The organism is Streptomyces sp. NBC_00683, assembly GCF_036226745.1.
Lineage (GTDB): Bacteria > Actinomycetota > Actinomycetes > Streptomycetales > Streptomycetaceae > Streptomyces.
Genome location: NZ_CP109013.1, coordinates 2,554,631 through 2,569,166, shown reverse-complemented (window position 1 = coordinate 2,569,166; position 14,536 = coordinate 2,554,631). Strand labels below are relative to the sequence as shown.

Annotated in this window: 15 protein-coding genes; 8 read left to right on the top strand and 7 right to left on the bottom strand. The window is 69.7% G+C overall.

The window, feature by feature from the left end:
* Window positions 1-58: 58 nt before the first annotated feature.
* Genes OG257_RS11140 through OG257_RS11120 form a run of 5 tightly spaced genes read right to left on the bottom strand, consistent with a single transcriptional unit; the run spans window position 59 to window position 4,588 of the window.
* The gene (locus OG257_RS11140) at window positions 59-787 is read right to left on the bottom strand and encodes a response regulator transcription factor (RefSeq protein WP_329206906.1); all 729 of its coding nucleotides are present in this window, start codon (window positions 785-787) and stop codon (window positions 59-61) included.
* Window positions 784-1,962, bottom strand: a complete 1,179-nt coding sequence (locus OG257_RS11135) for a sensor histidine kinase (RefSeq protein ID WP_329206904.1) — start codon at window positions 1,960-1,962, stop codon at window positions 784-786. Before OG257_RS11135 ends, OG257_RS11140 begins: the two co-directional genes overlap by 4 nt.
* Window positions 1,962-2,792: an SAM-dependent methyltransferase gene (locus OG257_RS11130; RefSeq protein WP_329215025.1), complete on the bottom strand. Its 831-nt coding sequence runs from the start codon at window positions 2,790-2,792 to the stop codon at window positions 1,962-1,964. Before OG257_RS11130 ends, OG257_RS11135 begins: the two co-directional genes overlap by 1 nt.
* A gap of 34 nt (window positions 2,793-2,826) precedes the next feature.
* Complete coding sequence (locus tag OG257_RS11125; RefSeq protein ID WP_329206903.1) at window positions 2,827-3,531, bottom strand: glycerophosphodiester phosphodiesterase; 705 nt, start codon at window positions 3,529-3,531, stop codon at window positions 2,827-2,829.
* Between the two features lie 22 nt (window positions 3,532-3,553).
* Window positions 3,554-4,588: an adenosine deaminase gene (locus OG257_RS11120; RefSeq protein ID WP_329206901.1), complete on the bottom strand. Its 1,035-nt coding sequence runs from the start codon at window positions 4,586-4,588 to the stop codon at window positions 3,554-3,556.
* A 118-nt stretch (window positions 4,589-4,706) separates the two neighbouring features.
* On the opposite strand from OG257_RS11120, the gene OG257_RS11115 reads away from it, so the two are divergent.
* A complete protein-coding gene (locus OG257_RS11115) occupies window positions 4,707-5,390 on the top strand; it encodes a DUF4190 domain-containing protein (protein WP_329206900.1) in 684 nt (227 codons plus the stop codon).
* Between the two features lie 57 nt (window positions 5,391-5,447).
* Here OG257_RS11115 and OG257_RS11110 read toward each other — a convergent pair whose 3' ends face one another.
* The gene (locus OG257_RS11110) at window positions 5,448-5,987 is read right to left on the bottom strand and encodes an NADAR family protein (RefSeq protein WP_383810165.1); all 540 of its coding nucleotides are present in this window, start codon (window positions 5,985-5,987) and stop codon (window positions 5,448-5,450) included.
* Between the two features lie 219 nt (window positions 5,988-6,206).
* Between OG257_RS11110 and OG257_RS11105 the strand changes: the two genes are divergently transcribed.
* The 7 genes from OG257_RS11105 to OG257_RS11075 all read left to right on the top strand — a co-directional run bounded on the left by OG257_RS11105 (window position 6,207) and on the right by OG257_RS11075 (window position 13,996).
* Window positions 6,207-7,721 (top strand): gamma-aminobutyraldehyde dehydrogenase, encoded by a 1,515-nt coding sequence (locus OG257_RS11105; RefSeq protein ID WP_329206897.1) that lies wholly within the window; start codon window positions 6,207-6,209, stop codon window positions 7,719-7,721.
* Between the two features lie 46 nt (window positions 7,722-7,767).
* On the top strand, window positions 7,768-9,018 hold the full coding sequence (locus OG257_RS11100) for a polyamine ABC transporter substrate-binding protein (protein WP_329206895.1): 1,251 nt from the start codon (window positions 7,768-7,770) through the stop codon (window positions 9,016-9,018).
* 51 nt (window positions 9,019-9,069) lie between these two features.
* Window positions 9,070-10,221 carry an ABC transporter ATP-binding protein gene (locus tag OG257_RS11095; RefSeq protein ID WP_329206894.1) on the top strand — a complete coding sequence of 384 codons (1,152 nt, stop codon included), beginning with the start codon at window positions 9,070-9,072 and terminating at the stop codon, window positions 10,219-10,221.
* Window positions 10,218-11,141, top strand: coding sequence for an ABC transporter permease (locus OG257_RS11090; RefSeq protein WP_329206892.1), 924 nt, complete (start codon window positions 10,218-10,220; stop codon window positions 11,139-11,141). The genes OG257_RS11095 and OG257_RS11090 overlap by 4 nt, the downstream gene beginning before the upstream one ends.
* On the top strand, window positions 11,141-11,944 hold the full coding sequence (locus OG257_RS11085; protein ID WP_329206890.1) for an ABC transporter permease: 804 nt from the start codon (window positions 11,141-11,143) through the stop codon (window positions 11,942-11,944). Before OG257_RS11090 ends, OG257_RS11085 begins: the two co-directional genes overlap by 1 nt.
* Window positions 11,945-11,965: 21 nt before the next feature.
* A complete protein-coding gene (locus tag OG257_RS11080; RefSeq protein ID WP_329206888.1) occupies window positions 11,966-13,381 on the top strand; it encodes an NAD(P)/FAD-dependent oxidoreductase in 1,416 nt (471 codons plus the stop codon).
* A gap of 147 nt (window positions 13,382-13,528) precedes the next feature.
* On the top strand, window positions 13,529-13,996 hold the full coding sequence (locus OG257_RS11075) for a hypothetical protein (RefSeq protein ID WP_329206886.1): 468 nt from the start codon (window positions 13,529-13,531) through the stop codon (window positions 13,994-13,996).
* Between the two features lie 31 nt (window positions 13,997-14,027).
* Here the strand turns inward: OG257_RS11075 and OG257_RS11070 are convergent, their stop codons facing one another.
* Window positions 14,028-14,354 (bottom strand): GYD domain-containing protein, encoded by a 327-nt coding sequence (locus tag OG257_RS11070; protein WP_329206885.1) that lies wholly within the window; start codon window positions 14,352-14,354, stop codon window positions 14,028-14,030.
* Between the last annotated feature and the right edge of the window lie 182 nt (window positions 14,355-14,536).

The window sequence follows — 14,536 nt, the reverse complement described above, 5'->3', positions numbered from 1 at the left end:
GAGTGGAATCCGTAACTGCTCGACGGATCCATCCTGTTCGTCCCCGGCGCTCGGCGGATCACCCGACCGAGGGGTCCTGTGGGGGAGGTCTCCTCCCCTGGGCGGGGGAGAGCGGAGCGGCCCCTCCCTCCGGCGAGGGAGCGACGAGCCCTGTCTCGTACGCGCAGATGACCGCCTGGATGCGGTCCCGCAGCCCCAGTTTGGACAGCACGTTGCCCACGTGGGTCTTGACCGTGTGCTCGCTGACCACGAGCGCGGCGGCGATCTCCGCGTTGGACAGGCCGCGCGCCAGATGCAGCAGCGTCTCCCGCTCGCGGGCGGTGAGCGCCGCCAGCCGTTCCGGCTCCGGCGCGGACCGGACCGCCGGGCGCGAGGTGTACTCGGCGATCAGCCGGCGGGCCACGGACGGGGCGAGCAACGAGTCCCCCGCCGCCACCACGCGTACCGCGTGCACCAGGTCGTCGCGCCGGACGTCCTTGAGCAGAAAGCCGCTCGCGCCCGCGTGCAGCGCCTCGTAGACGTACTCGTCCGAGTCGAACGTCGTCAGCATGACCGTGCGGCAGGCGGTCTGCGCACTGATGGCCCGGCAGGACTCGATACCGTCCATGACGGGCATGCGGATGTCCAGCAGCGCCACGTCCGGCCGCAGCCTGCGCACCGCGTCCAACGCCTGCGCGCCGTCCCCCGCCTCGGCGAGGACCTCGATGTCGGGTTGCGCGTCCAGGATCATCGCGAAGCCGCTGCGCACCAGCTCCTGGTCGTCGGCCACCACCACACGGATCGTCAACTCCCCACCCCCTCGCCGGAGGTTACAAGGGGCAGGGTGACGAGGACCTGGAACCCCTCGCCCCCGGGGCCCGCCCCGGCCAGGGCCGTGCCGCCGTGCGCGGCCGCCCGCTCACGGATGCCGGCCAGCCCGAGCCCGGTCGTGGTCCCCGGGCCCCGCCCGTCGTCCGTGACCGTGATGGTCAGCCCGGTCGTGGCGTAGCCGAGTTCGACCCGGGCGCGGTGCGCCCCGGCGTGCTTGACGACGTTCGTCAGGGCCTCCTGCACGATCCGGTAGACAGTGGCCTCCGTGTCCGCGGGAAGAGGCCGAGGCTGACCCGTCGTCGTGTACGTCACCGCCGGGCCCCCGGACCGCACCCGCTCCAGCAGACCCGGCAGCTCAGCCAGTACGGGCTGCGGAGAACGCGGTGGGGGCGGCTGTCCGGGGCCCTCCTCCCGCAGTACACCGAGCATCCGTCGCAGCTGCATCATCGCGTCCCGGCCGGTCTCAGAGATGGCGTCGAACGCGGCCTCCGCCCGCTCCGGCGCAGTACGCACCGCGACCGGGCCGGCCTCCGCCTGCACGATCATCAGGCTCACGGCGTGGGAGAGGATGTCGTGCATCTCCCGGGCGATCCGGGCCCGTTCCCGCGCGGCGGCCTGCTCCGCCTCGATCCGGTGGGTCTCCTCCCGTTGCCGCGCCCGGTCCTCCATCGCCCGGATGTACGCCTTGCGGGTGTGGGTGAACCGCCCGAAGGCGTACGCCGCCGCGAACACGAACAGCGAGAACAGCAGCTCCCTGGCCTCTCCGGTGTTCTTCGCCACCGACGGGAACACCGCCGCCAGGACCAGCGCCGCCACCGCCGCCCGCCGCCGCGGCGAGGACAGCTCGGCCACGGTGTAGAAGGCCACCAGTCCGGTGTACGGCAGGGGCTGTCCGGGTCCGTCGACGGAGAACTTGTACAGGGCGCCGGCCGCGAGCACCAGGAGCAGCACGGTGACCGGGGCGCGCCGACGGGCCACCAACGGCAGAACGGTCAGAGTCGTCAGGCCGTACGAGGGCCAGGTGGCCGCCGGCAGTTCGGCCGAGCGGGGCACCACGAACGGCATGGTGACGGCGGCCTGCACCAGAAGGGCGACGGCGACGTCGACGGCCCACGCCCGGCGCGGAAGCCACCGGCTGCCCGGTATCCGCATCAGGGCTTCCGGCCCACAGCCCCGAACTGGGCGACCTCGGGGCCCCCGGTGCGGGCGTCGGCGCGCCAGCGGGAGCACGACACGATGCCCGGGTCCAGGATGTCCAGGCCGTCCAGGAACGCGGCGAACTCGAAGCGGCTGCGGGCCGTGATCGGCGGGGTGGCGTTCTTGTTCCAGAAACTCATCGCGGCCTCGTTGCCCTCGCCGCCCAGCTCCAGCGTGGGGTGGGTGAGCACCAGGTGGCTGCCGGACGGCAGCGCGTCCATCAGCCCGGTCACGACGGACCGCGCCTCGTCCGTGTCCAGGACGAAGTTGAGGATGCCGAGCATCATCACCGCGACCGGGCGCCGAAGGTCCAGGGTCCGCTCCGCGGCGCGCAGGATGCGCTCCGTGTCACGGGCGTCCGCGTCGAGGTACTCGGTGGCCCCTTCGGGGGAGCTGGTGAGCAGGGAGCGTGCGTGGACGAGCACGGTCGGGTCGTTGTCGACGTAGACGATGCGGGCGTCGGGCGCCGTGTGCTGGGCCACCTCATGGGTGTTGTTCACCGTCGGCAGGCCGGTGCCTATGTCCAGGAACTGGCCGATGCCGACGTCCCCGGCCAGATGGTGGACCACCCGGCCGAGGAACGCGCGGTCGGCGCGGGCCACTTCGCCGATGCTCGGATACATGGCGGTCACCCTGTTGCCGACCACACGGTCCACGGGGTAGTTGTCCTGGCCGCCCAGCCAGTAGTTCCACACCCGGGAGTTGTGGGCGATGTCGGAACGGACACGGGCGGATGCCGTGCGGGGGTCGGTCACTTCTGCTCCTCGGGCGCCGGTGGGGGACATCACGAATGACGCGGCACCCATGATGCCGGACCGATCAAGAAGCTTCCGAGGAACGGGAGTTGGCCACCAGTGCGCGCAGGACGTCGATCCGGTTGGTGGTGACCGAGTCGACGCCGTACCTGATCAGCCGGCGCATCGTGCGCCTGGTGTCGGCCGTCCAGGCGGAGACCAGCAGCCCGTCGCGGTGGATACGGTCCGTCAGTTCGCCGCTCAGCAGCCCGAAGCGGTAGTTCAGCCAGTGCGGCTTCACGGTGTCGAGCAGTACGGGACGGGGCGGAGCGAGCGACGTCCAGGTCAGCGCGATCTCGGCGGACGGGTCGGCGGCACGTACCCGCAGCATGGCCGCCGGGCCCGCGCAGTAGTACACGCGCTCGCCGGCCCCGCACTCGCGGACCACACCGACGATTGCCCGTACCGAGGCGTCCGTGGAACCGGGCAGGTCCACCATGACCCGGTGGGCCCCGGCGGCGGACAGTGCCTCACGCAGGGTGGGGACCCCGCCGCCGGTCACCTCCACCAGCTCCCGGTGTTCGATCCGGTCCAGGTGGATGTCGTGACGCCACAGGCGCTCCAGTGTGGCGTCGTGGAGGAGGACGGGCACCCCGTCACGGGTGACGCGGACATCGATCTCCACCGCGTCGGCCCCCCGTTCGAGGGCGGAGCGGATCGACGGGAGCGTGTTCTCGCGGGCACGGTACGGATCGCCGCGATGTCCCACGGCGGTGACGGTGGTGGCCATGCGTCCATTGTGACCGCGGAGGTCACCGGCCGGGCGCCTCCAGCCAGTTCGCCGTGTACGTGTCGATCTCGGCGGCCAGTGTCCGCTTGCCCGCCGGGTCGAGGTACGAGGCCTCCACCGCGTTCTTGGCCAGGTCGGCCACACCGCGTTCGTCCAGGCCCAGAAGCCGTGCCGCCACCGCGTACTCGTTGTTGAGGTCGGTACCGAACATCGGCGGGTCGTCACTGTTGATCGTGACGAGGACGCCCGCCTGGACCATCTCCTTCACCGGGTGCTGTTCGATGTCGGCGACGGCGCGGGTCGCGATGTTCGACGTCGGGCAGACCTCCAGAGCGATGCGGTGCTCGGCGAGGTGCTCCAGCAGCTTCGGGTCCTGGACGGAGCTGGTGCCGTGGCCGATGCGCTCGGCACGCAGTGCGGTGAGAGCGTCCCAGACGGTCTGCGGACCCGTGGTCTCCCCGGCGTGCGGGACGGAGTGCAGACCCGCGGCGATCGCCCGGTCGAAGTAGGGCTTGAACTGAGGGCGGTCCACCCCGACCTCGGGCCCGCCGAGACCGAAGGAGACGAGCCCCTCGGGCCGCAGGTCCACGGCGAGCCGGGCGGTCTCCGCGGCTGCCTCGAGGCCGGCCTCGCCCGGGATGTCGAAGCACCAGCGAAGGACGACCCCGAGCTCTGCCTCGGCGGACTTCCGTGCGTCCTCGATCGCCTCCATGAAGCCCTGCTCCGGGATGCCCCGGCGGGTCGAGCTGAACGGGGTGACGGTCAGTTCCGCGTACCGGATGTTCTGCCGCGCCATGTCCCGGGCGACCTCGAACGTCAGCAGCCTGACGTCCTCGGGGGTACGGATGAGGTCCACCACGGAGAGGTAGACGTCAATGAAGTGGCCGAAGTCGGTGAAGGTGAAGAAGTCCGACAGCGCCTCCGGGTCCGTGGGGACCTTGGAGTCGGGGTGGTGGGCAGCCAGCTCGGCCACGATGCGGGGCGAGGCGGAACCGACGTGGTGCACGTGGAGCTCGGCCTTGGGCAGCCCCGCGATGAAGGGGTGCAGATCGTTCATCGGATTCTCCCGGATCTCGGATATCGGCCGGGCACACCGGCTGCATCGATCATCGTAGGCGGGGCCCGGCCGCCGTAGGGCGGGCCGTAGCATGGCGGGACCACGATGGGGGAGGCCCATGTCAGACAACACACAGCAGCCCGGGGGCGGGCCGCGCGATCCGTGGGCACCGCCGGAGAGCAGGGTGGAGCTGAGCAAGCCGGCGGCCGACGCCCGTCCGCCGGGCGTGCACGACCAGCAGACCGTCACGTCCATGCCGGGCGTCGATTCGGGAAGCGGGCAGATACCCGGGGCAGGCGGAGGCTTCGGGCCGCCGACGGCCGACGTACCGCCGCCGCCGATCGCACCGAACGGACCGGGGCAGCCCACCCCGCCGCCCGCGGGACAGTACGGCTACCCGGCCGCGCCCGCGGCGCCCGCCGCTCCGTACGGCGGCTACCCGGGATACCCCGGCTACGGCGGTCAGCCGGCCTGGGGCCCGGCACCCGCGAACGGGCTCGGTATCGCGGCGATGGTGCTCGGCATCATCGCGGTGGTCGGCTTCTGCATGTGGGGACTCGGCATCATCCTCGGGATCCTCGCGCTGATCTTCGGCATCATCGGCCGGGGCCGCGCCAAGCGGGGCGAGGCGACCAACGGGGGCATGGCGCTCGCCGGGATCATCCTGGGCTCGATCTCCATCCTGATCAGCGCGGTGTTCCTCGGATTCCTGATCTGGGCCATCGCCAATGAAGAGTCCGGCAGCGACTACGACTACGACGACCCGTACGCGACCTCACTGGTCGTCGGCGCCACGCGCTGACCGCAGGAACCGCCCGTGGCGGGGCCGGGAAGATCCCCGGCCCCGCCACGGGCTGTTTCATATCGTGCGCAGCTGCGCACGCGCCTCCATGAGCGCGAAGCCCAGCAGATTCAGCCCCCGCCACGCAGCCGGGTCCGCGGTCCGCGCATCGTCCTTGGCCAGCCCGATGCCCCAGATCCGGTCCATCGGGCTCGCCTCGACCAGCACGCGCTCCCCGGTTCCCAGCAGGAACGCGCGCAGTGCCGGGTCCTGGCCGAACTTGTGGACGCTGCCCGCCACCACCAGTGCGAACCGCTCCCGCACCCATACGGCGTCGTCGAATCCCCGGACCAGCCGGCCCACCTTCTTCGCCGCCGCCGGGCTGCTCGCCGCCACGGCCTCGCGCTCCGCCTCCGCGTCACCGAAGAGCCGTGCCTTGCCGGCCATCATCCAGTGCTCCGCCGAGGCGTAGGTCACCGAATCCACCGTGAACGGCGCCGGCCACCACTGGCTGAGGCAGCTCTCGCCGAGACGGCCGTCCGCGCGCGGTCGGTGTCCCCAGAACGGCAGGTACTTCATGCGCTCCCCGCGTGCCGCGCGCGCCAGGAGGTCGTCCATGTGTTCCTGTCCCATGGCAGCCGAGTCTGGCATCCGCCACTGACAGTCCGTATGGGGATTTCCGTACCCGCACGACACATGGTCGACAGATTCCGTCGCGTAACCAAAAGGAAACAACGGAATCCCTTGTTGGCCGAGGTCTGCTCTGTCAGGATCGGCACTCAATTCGGGAAGAAGCTACGCCGCCCCCGGATCACGGGGACAGCGGAGGAGAGCGTCATGGGTAACGGCTTCCAGGTGCAGGACCGGTTCGCGGAGGGTGCGCAGTACATCGGCGGGAGACTGCTGCCCGGCACATCGGGTCACCACCAGGAGGTGGTGGACCCCGCGACGGGCAGGACGGTCTACCGCTACGAGCTGGCCGGTACGGACGATGTCGACGCGGCCGTCGCCGCCGCCCGCGAGGCCTTCCCCGCGTGGTCCGGCGCCACTCCGGGGGAGCGGTCCGGACTGCTGCACCGCTTCGCCGCCGTACTCGACGCGCAGGCAGCCGACTTCGCGTACGCCGAGTCACTGCAGTGCGGCAAGCCCGTCAAGCTCTCCACCGAGTTCGACGTGCCCGGAACCGTCGACAACACCTCGTTCTTCGCCGGCGCCGCCCGCAACCTCGAAGGGAAGTCGGCCGGCGAGTACAGCGGCGACCACACCTCCTACGTACGCCGCGAGGCGATCGGGGTCGTCGGCTCCATCGCTCCCTGGAACTACCCGCTCCAGATGGCGGCCTGGAAGATCCTCCCGGCCGTCGCCGCGGGCAACACCATCGTGCTGAAGCCCGCCGAGATCACCCCGCTGACCTCGTTGATGTTCGCCCAGGCGGCCACCGAGGCAGGCATCCCGGACGGCGTGATCAACATCGTCTGCGGCGCCGGAAAGGTCGCGGGTGAGCACCTCGTCGGCCACCCCGACGTCGTCATGACCTCGTTCACCGGCTCCACGGCCGTGGGCAAGCGGGTCGCCGAGATCGCCGCCTCCACCGTCACGCGCCTCCACCTGGAGCTCGGCGGCAAGGCGCCGTTCCTGGTGTTCGACGACGCCGACCTCGACGCCGCGGTCAACGGAGCGGTCGCCGGATCCCTCATCAACACCGGCCAGGACTGCACCGCCGCCACCCGTGCCTACGTCCAGCGCCCGCTGTACGACGCCTTCGTGGCCGGAGTCGCCGAACTGATGGAGAGCGTCCGGCTCGGAGACCCCTTCGACCCGTCGACCGACCTGGGCCCGCTGATCAGCCACGCACAGCGCGACCGCGTCGCCGCCTTCGTGGAGCGCGCCCGGGCGTACGCCACCGTCGTCACCGGCGGCGAGGCCCCCGGGGGCGACCTCGCGGCAGGCGCCTACTACCGGCCGACGCTGATCAAGGACGCCGCCCAGGACAGCGAGATCGTGAACTCGGAGATCTTCGGTCCGGTCCTGGTCGTGCTGCCCTTCGACACCGACGACGAGGGAATCCGCCTCGCCAACGACACCCCGTACGGACTCGCCGCCTCCGCCTGGACCCGCGACCTGTACCGGGCGAACCGCGCCACCCGTGAGATCGGGGCGGGCTGCGTGTGGATCAACGACCACATCCCGATCATCAGCGAGATGCCGCACGGCGGTTACAAGGCCAGCGGCTTCGGCAAGGACATGTCGTCGTACTCCTTCGATGAGTACACGCAGGTCAAACACGTCATGTACGACAACTCCGCGGTAGCCAGGAAGGACTGGCACCGCACCGTCTTCGGGGACCGATAGCAGCGGCCGCCGCCCGGCGGCCCACCCACCCGGAAGGGCAACGCGTATGGAGCAGTACGAGCCCGAGCACCTCTCCGCGGCCCAGTTGGCCGCCATGAGGCGCAGCCTGACGACAGGCAGGGGCGCCCTCACCCGCCGTTCACTGCTGCGCGCCTCCGGCGCCGGCGCCCTCGCGCTCGGCGGCATAGGAACGCTCGGCGCGTGCGGGATACCGCCCGCGAAGAGGGAAGGGGACGCGGCGGCGGCCTCGGACGACCACTCGGCCGGTGAGAAACAGATCAACTTCTCCAACTGGACCGAGTACATGGACGTCAGCGAGGACGAGAAGAGCCGCCCGACGCTGCAGGCGTTCACGAAGCGCACCGGGATCAAGGTCAAGTACACCGAGGACATCAACGACAACGTCGAGTTCTTCGGGAAGATCAAGCCGCAGCTGGCCGCGGGCCAGGACACCGGGCGCGACCTCGTCGTCGTCACCGACTGGCTGGCCGCCCGCATCATCCGGCTCGGCTGGGCGCAGAAGCTCGACCCGGCGAACCTGCCGCACGCGTTCGCCAACCTCTCGGCCCAGTTCCGCACCCCCGACTGGGACCCGGGACGCGCCTACTCCTATCCCTGGACCGGCATCCCCACCGTCATCGCGTACAACGTGAAGGCGACCGGCGGCCGCAAGGTCGACTCCGTCACCCAGCTGCTCGACGACCCGAAGCTCAAGGGCAAGGTCGCCTTCCTCTCCGAGATGCGCGACTCCGTCGGCATGACCCTGCTCGACATGGGCAAGGACCCCGGGGCGTTCACCGACGCCGACTTCGACGCCGCGATAGGCAGGCTCCAGAAGGGCGTCGACAAGAAGCAGATACGCCGCTTCACCGGCAACGACTACACGGCGGACCTCAGCAAGGGCGACCTGGCCGCGTGTGTCGCCTGGGCCGGCGACATCATCCAGCTGCAGGCCGACAACCCCGACATCAAGTTCGCGATACCTGCCGCCGGATACATCACCTCCAGCGACAACCTGCTGGTCCCGGCCAAGGCCCGGCACAAGACCAACGCCGAGAAGCTCATCGACTACTACTACGAGCCCCCGGTCGCCGCCCAGCTCGCCGCGTACATCAACTACGTCTGCCCGGTCGACGGGGTCGCCGCGGAGCTGGCGAAGATCGACCCGGCGATGGCCTCGAACACGCTGATCCTCCCGGACAAGGACATGGCCGCGAAGTCGCGTTCCTTCCGTTCGCTCAGCTCCAAGGAAGAGACGGCGTACGAGGAGAAGTTCGCCAAGCTCATCGGCGCCTGACCGGCCCGTTCCCCCTCCCGACCTCCCTCGACACCACTGGGACTGCGACCCATGACACAGCAGCAGACAGCGGGCGGCGACGTCCGTCTCACCGGGATCAGCAAGACATTCGGCTCCTTCACCGCCGTACAGCCACTCGATCTGACCGTCCCCCAGGGCTCCTTCTTCGCCCTGCTCGGCGCATCGGGATGCGGGAAGACCACCACCCTGCGGATGATCGCGGGCCTGGAGGAAGCCACCACCGGCACGGTCTCGCTCGGCGGCAAGGACATCACGGGCCTGCCCCCGTACAAACGGCCCGTCAACACCGTCTTCCAGAGCTACGCGCTGTTCCCGCACCTCGACGTCTCCGAGAACGTCGCCTTCGGCCTGCGCCGCCGCGGCATCAAGTCCGTGAAGAAGCAGGTGGGGGAGATGCTGGACCTCGTCCAGCTCGGAGACTTCGCCCGGCGCAAACCGCACCAGCTCTCCGGCGGCCAGCAGCAGCGCGTCGCCGTGGCCCGCGCACTCATCAACCACCCGCAGGTGCTGCTGCTCGACGAGCCCCTGGGCGCGCTCGACCTCAAACTGCGCCGCCAGATGCAGCTCGAACTCAAGCGGATCCAGACCGAGGTCGGCATCACGTTCATCCATGTCACCCACGATCAGGAGGAGGCCATGACCATGGCCGACACCGTCGCGGTGATGAACGGCGGCCGGGTCGAGCAGCTCGGCAGCCCCGCCGAGCTGTACGAGAACCCGCAGACCACCTTCGTGGCGAACTTCCTCGGGACCTCCAACCTCATCGAGGCCGAGATCGTCTCCGCGGGCACGGACATCGTCGTCTCGGCCGGCGGCGGGAAGCTCCGGCTGCCCGGCGGCCGATGTTCCGCGCCCACGGCGAGCGGCGGCAGGCTGCTCGTCGGCATCCGCCCCGAGAAGATCTCCCTCGCGCGCGCCGACGAGGCGGACGCGATAGCCGACGGCCGCAACCGGGTCACCGGACGGATCGCCGACTCGAGCTTCATCGGCGTCTCCACGCAGTACGTCGTCGAGAGCCCGGCCGGCAAGGCACTGCACGTGTACGAGCAGAACGTCGACCACCGCGCGGGCCTCGTCCCGGGTGCCGAGGTCGTCCTGCACTGGAACCCCGCACACACCTTCGGCCTGGACGCCGCACAGGACATGGACGCGGGCGTGGAGAGCGTGGAGGACGCGGCGTGAGCGTCACCGACGCGCCGCCGGCGCCACCCACCGAACCGAAGATCCGCAAGCCCTCCACCCGCAAGAGGCTCATCCCGTACTGGCTGCTGCTCCCCGGCATCCTGTGGCTGATCGTCTTCTTCGCGCTGCCGATGGTCTACCAGGCGTCGACCTCCGTGCAGACCGGATCCCTGGAGAAGGGCTTCCAGGTCACCTGGCACTTCCGGACGTACTGGGACGCCTTCGCCGACTACTACCCGCAGTTCATCCGGTCCCTGCTGTACGCCGGCACCGCCACGTTCCTGTGCCTGCTGCTGGGCTACCCGCTCGCCTACCTGATCGCCTTCAAGGCGGGCCGCTGGCGCAACCTGGTGCTCGTGCTGGTCATCGCGCCGTTCTTCACCAGCTTCCTGATCCGGACGCTCGCCTGGAAGACGATCCTCGCCGACGGCGGTGCGGTCGTCGACGTCATGGACACCCTGCACGTCCTGGACGTCACCAGCTGGCTCGGCTGGACGGAGAACAACCGGGTCCTGGCCACCCCGATGGCCGTGGTCTGCGGTCTGACGTACAACTTCCTGCCGTTCATGATCCTGCCGCTCTACACCTCGCTGGAGCGGATCGACGGCCGGCTGCACGAGGCGGCGGGCGACCTGTACGCCACTCCCGCCACCACCTTCCGCAAGGTGACGTTCCCGCTGTCCATGCCCGGGGTGGTCTCCGGAACCCTGCTGACCTTCATCCCGGCCAGCGGCGACTACGTCAACGCGGAGCTGCTCGGCTCCACGGACACCAAGATGGTCGGCAGCGTCATCCAGACCCAGTTCCTGAGAGTCCTGGACTACCCGACGGCGGCCGCCCTCTCCTTCATCCTCATGGCGGTGGTCCTGCTCGTGGTCACGTTCTACATCCGCCGCTCCGGGACGGAGGACCTGGTCTGATGCCCGCACTCCGCTGGATTCGCCGGAACCTGATCGTGATCGCGGGTCTGCTGACCCTCGCGTACATGATCCTGCCGAACATCGTCGTGATGGTGTTCTCCTTCAACAAGCCGAAGGGCCGCTTCAACTACGCCTGGCAGCAGTTCTCGCTGGACGCCTGGAAGGACCCCTGCGGCGTCGCCGACCTGTGCGGATCGCTCGGGCTCTCGCTCAGGATCGCCCTCTGGGCGACCATCGGCGCGACGGTGCTCGGCACGATGATCGCCTTCGCGCTGGTCCGCTACCGCTTCCGGGCGCGCGGCGCGATCAACTCGCTGATCTTCCTGCCGATGGCGATGCCCGAGGTCGTCATGGCCGCCTCGCTGCTCACGCTCTTCCTCAACATGGGAGCCGAGCTCGGCTTCTGGACCGTGCTGATCGCGCACATCATGTTCTGCCTCAGCTTCGTGGTGACGGCGGTCAAGGCGCGTGTGATGTCGATGGACCCGAGGCTCGAGGAAGCCGCCCGCGATCTCTACGCGGGCCCCGTACAGACATTCGTCCGGGTGACCTTCCCGATCGCCGCTCCCGGGATCGCGGCGGGCGCACTGCTCGCCTTCGCTCTCTCCTTCGACGATTTCATCATCACCAATTTCAACGCGGGCTCCACGGTGACCTTCCCCATGTTCGTCTGGGGATCGGCGCAGCGCGGTACACCTGTGCAGATCAACGTCATCGGTACGGCCATGTTCGTGATCGCCGTGGCGGTGGTACTCGTCGGGCAGCTCATTGCGACCCGGCGGAAGAGCAACGCGCGAAAGTAACACCTGAAGGAGTTGGAAACCATGGCCCCGGATGCCATGCGTACTGCTGCACATTCGCTCTCCGACGCGACCCCTCTCTCCTACTGGCTCGACGACCCGGGAAAGCCCGACGCGCTGCCCGCACTCACCGCGGACGAGCACTGCGACCTCCTCGTGGTAGGCGGCGGCTACAGCGGACTGTGGACGGCTCTGCTCGCCAAGGAGAGGGATCCCGGGCGCGATGTCGTCCTCATCGAGGGAAACGAGTCGGGCTGGGCGGCCTCGGGCCGCAACGGCGGATTCTGCGCGGCCTCGCTGACGCACGGCCTGGCCAACGGACTGGAGCGCTGGCCCGACGAGATCGGGAAGCTGGAGGAGCTGGGCGGGCGGAACCTCGACGCCATCGAGGCCGCCGTCGCCCGCTACTCCATCGACTGCGACTTCGAGCGCACCGGCGAGATCGATGTGGCCACCCAGCCCCACCAGCTCGAAGAGCTGCGGGAATGGCACAGCCGGACCGAGGAGCTCGGCTTCACCGGAGTGGAGTTCCTGGACCGGGAACAGGTGCGGACCCATGTCGATTCACCGACATTCCTGGGTGGTCTCTGGGACCGGCGCGGGGTCGCCCTGCTGCACCCGGCGAAGCTCGTCTGGGGGCTGAAGCAGGCCTGCCTCGGCCTGGGTGTACGGATCTTCGAGCACACCAGGGCCCTCGACCTCGCCGCGCAGGGAGCCGGCATGGCGGTGCGCACCCCGTACGGCAGGGTCTTCGCCCGCCAGGTCGCGCTCGGCACGAACATCTTCCCGTCGCTGGTCAAGCGCATGCGCCCGTTCACCGTCCCGGTGTACGACTACGCGCTGATGACCGAACCGCTCACCGCCGACCAGCTCGCTTCGATCGGCTGGCGGAACCGGCAGGGACTGGGGGACAGCGCGAATCAGTTCCACTATTTCCGGCTCTCGGCCGACAACCGGATCCTGTGGGGCGGATACGACGCGATCTATCCCTACGGGGGCCGGCTGAATTCCGATCTCGACCAGCGCCCGGAGACTTTCCTCAAGCTCGCAGGCCAGTTCTTCGAGTGTTTTCCGCAGCTCTCCGATGTGCGTTTCAGCCACGCCTGGGGCGGTGCGATCGACACCTGTTCGCGATTCTCCGCATTCTTCGGAACGGCCCATCGCGGCCGGGTCGCCTATGCGGCCGGATACACCGGACTGGGCGTCGGGGCCACGCGTTTCGGGGCCGATGTGATGCTGGATCTGCTGTCCGGCGAGGAAACGGAGCGCACCGCCCTCGAAATGGTCCGCTCCAAGCCGCTGCCTTTCCCGCCCGAGCCTTTCGCCTGGGCCGGGATCGAGCTCACCAAACGGTCGCTCGCCCGCGCGGACAGCCACGGCGGACACCGCAACCTGTGGCTGCGGACCATGGACCGGATGGGGCTCGGCTTCGACAGCTGAGGCTCCGGCAGCCGGGAAGACCGAGCGAGTGACCCAGCTCACTGCGGACGGGTGGCCGAACCCGCGTCATGATCCGGGCGGACGGCTCTCTCCCACGTGAACGCACCGGCAGAAACCTGCCGGTGCCCACGTCGGAGGAGGCAGTCCATGACCGGCACGGGGGCACACGCCGCGGTCGAATGGCTCGCATCGGTGGCACCGGACCCGGCAGCCTGCCGGTGGGAATGGGAGCGCAATCCGCAGGGGATTGCGCTCCTCCCCGCCGGAAAGCGCTGGGACGTACTGATCCTTCCGGGGGAGCTGGGCTATCCGACCCTCGATGTGCTCACCCGGCTCATCGACCGGCCGGGGCCGGTCCTCGCCGATTTCGGCGACGCCCGCATGGGGTTCTTCGTGCCGCCGGGAACGGCCGCGCGCTGGCTCGGGACCGGTGTCCGCGGGGCGGGACAGGGCACCTGGATCGTCATCCCCTACCCGGGCCGCACGGTCGGCGGGGTGCGGTGGCTCATCCAGCCGGACGGGTCCGGAACCCTCACCGACGCGACCGTCCTGGAGCTCGCGATGCACGAGGCCGCAGCCGCCCGGAGCGCCTACGGGGGAGGCGACTGCGACTGAGCGGGTGCTTCCTGTGCCGGGGCCCGTATCGCTACGCGCCAGGGGCCCGGTACCCGACCTGCCCGGCCTTCTGCAGGGCATCGAGCGTTTCCTCGATGCTCAGGAGGACCGTCGTCTCGAACGAGTCGAGCGCGCCACCTCCGCCGATCGCCAGCGCGACCGCGGCCATGGACACGTTGTCCGGGGCTTCCCAGAGGTTGTAGCCGTCATGTGTGCCGAAGGCGTACCAGAAGCCGTGCAGCTTCCCGCCGACGGACTCGATGTACGACTGGGCGGCCTTCGAGCGGTCCTCGGGGTGGCCGATCAGGCGTGCCCACGTTTCCGGCGTGTAGCTGAACCTCGACAGGTAGAGCGGCATCGTGTCCCTCTCTCGTTTCGTCAGGGATACCCGCTCCGCCCGGGAGGAGGGCGGGGGCGGCCCGCGGATCCCCCGAACAGCGGCATCCGCCCGGCCGGACGGGCAGGCCGCGGCGCTCGGCGACGGCGACGACGAGGAGTGGGGAACCGCCAGAGGTCTTGACAACTTGATTGGTCTGGACC

Excerpts from the sequence above, each read along its gene's own strand:
- OG257_RS11115 (WP_329206900.1), top strand. The coding sequence starts at position 4,707 with ATGTCAGACAACACACAGCAGCCCGGGGGCGGGCCGCGCGATCCGTGG.
- OG257_RS11110 (WP_383810165.1), bottom strand. The coding sequence starts at position 5,987 with ATGGACGACCTCCTGGCGCGCGCGGCACGCGGGGAGCGCATGAAGTAC.
- OG257_RS11075 (WP_329206886.1), top strand. The coding sequence starts at position 13,529 with ATGACCGGCACGGGGGCACACGCCGCGGTCGAATGGCTCGCATCGGTG.
- OG257_RS11070 (WP_329206885.1), bottom strand. The coding sequence starts at position 14,354 with ATGCCGCTCTACCTGTCGAGGTTCAGCTACACGCCGGAAACGTGGGCA.
- OG257_RS11130 (WP_329215025.1), bottom strand. The coding sequence starts at position 2,792 with ATGTCCCCCACCGGCGCCCGAGGAGCAGAAGTGACCGACCCCCGCACG.
- OG257_RS11100 (WP_329206895.1), top strand. The coding sequence starts at position 7,768 with ATGGAGCAGTACGAGCCCGAGCACCTCTCCGCGGCCCAGTTGGCCGCC.
- OG257_RS11080 (WP_329206888.1), top strand. The coding sequence starts at position 11,966 with ATGGCCCCGGATGCCATGCGTACTGCTGCACATTCGCTCTCCGACGCG.
- OG257_RS11120 (WP_329206901.1), bottom strand. The coding sequence starts at position 4,588 with ATGAACGATCTGCACCCCTTCATCGCGGGGCTGCCCAAGGCCGAGCTC.
- OG257_RS11095 (WP_329206894.1), top strand. The coding sequence starts at position 9,070 with ATGACACAGCAGCAGACAGCGGGCGGCGACGTCCGTCTCACCGGGATC.
- OG257_RS11125 (WP_329206903.1), bottom strand. The coding sequence starts at position 3,531 with ATGGCCACCACCGTCACCGCCGTGGGACATCGCGGCGATCCGTACCGT.
- OG257_RS11105 (WP_329206897.1), top strand. The coding sequence starts at position 6,207 with ATGGGTAACGGCTTCCAGGTGCAGGACCGGTTCGCGGAGGGTGCGCAG.
- OG257_RS11135 (WP_329206904.1), bottom strand. The coding sequence starts at position 1,962 with ATGCGGATACCGGGCAGCCGGTGGCTTCCGCGCCGGGCGTGGGCCGTC.
- OG257_RS11085 (WP_329206890.1), top strand. The coding sequence starts at position 11,141 with ATGCCCGCACTCCGCTGGATTCGCCGGAACCTGATCGTGATCGCGGGT.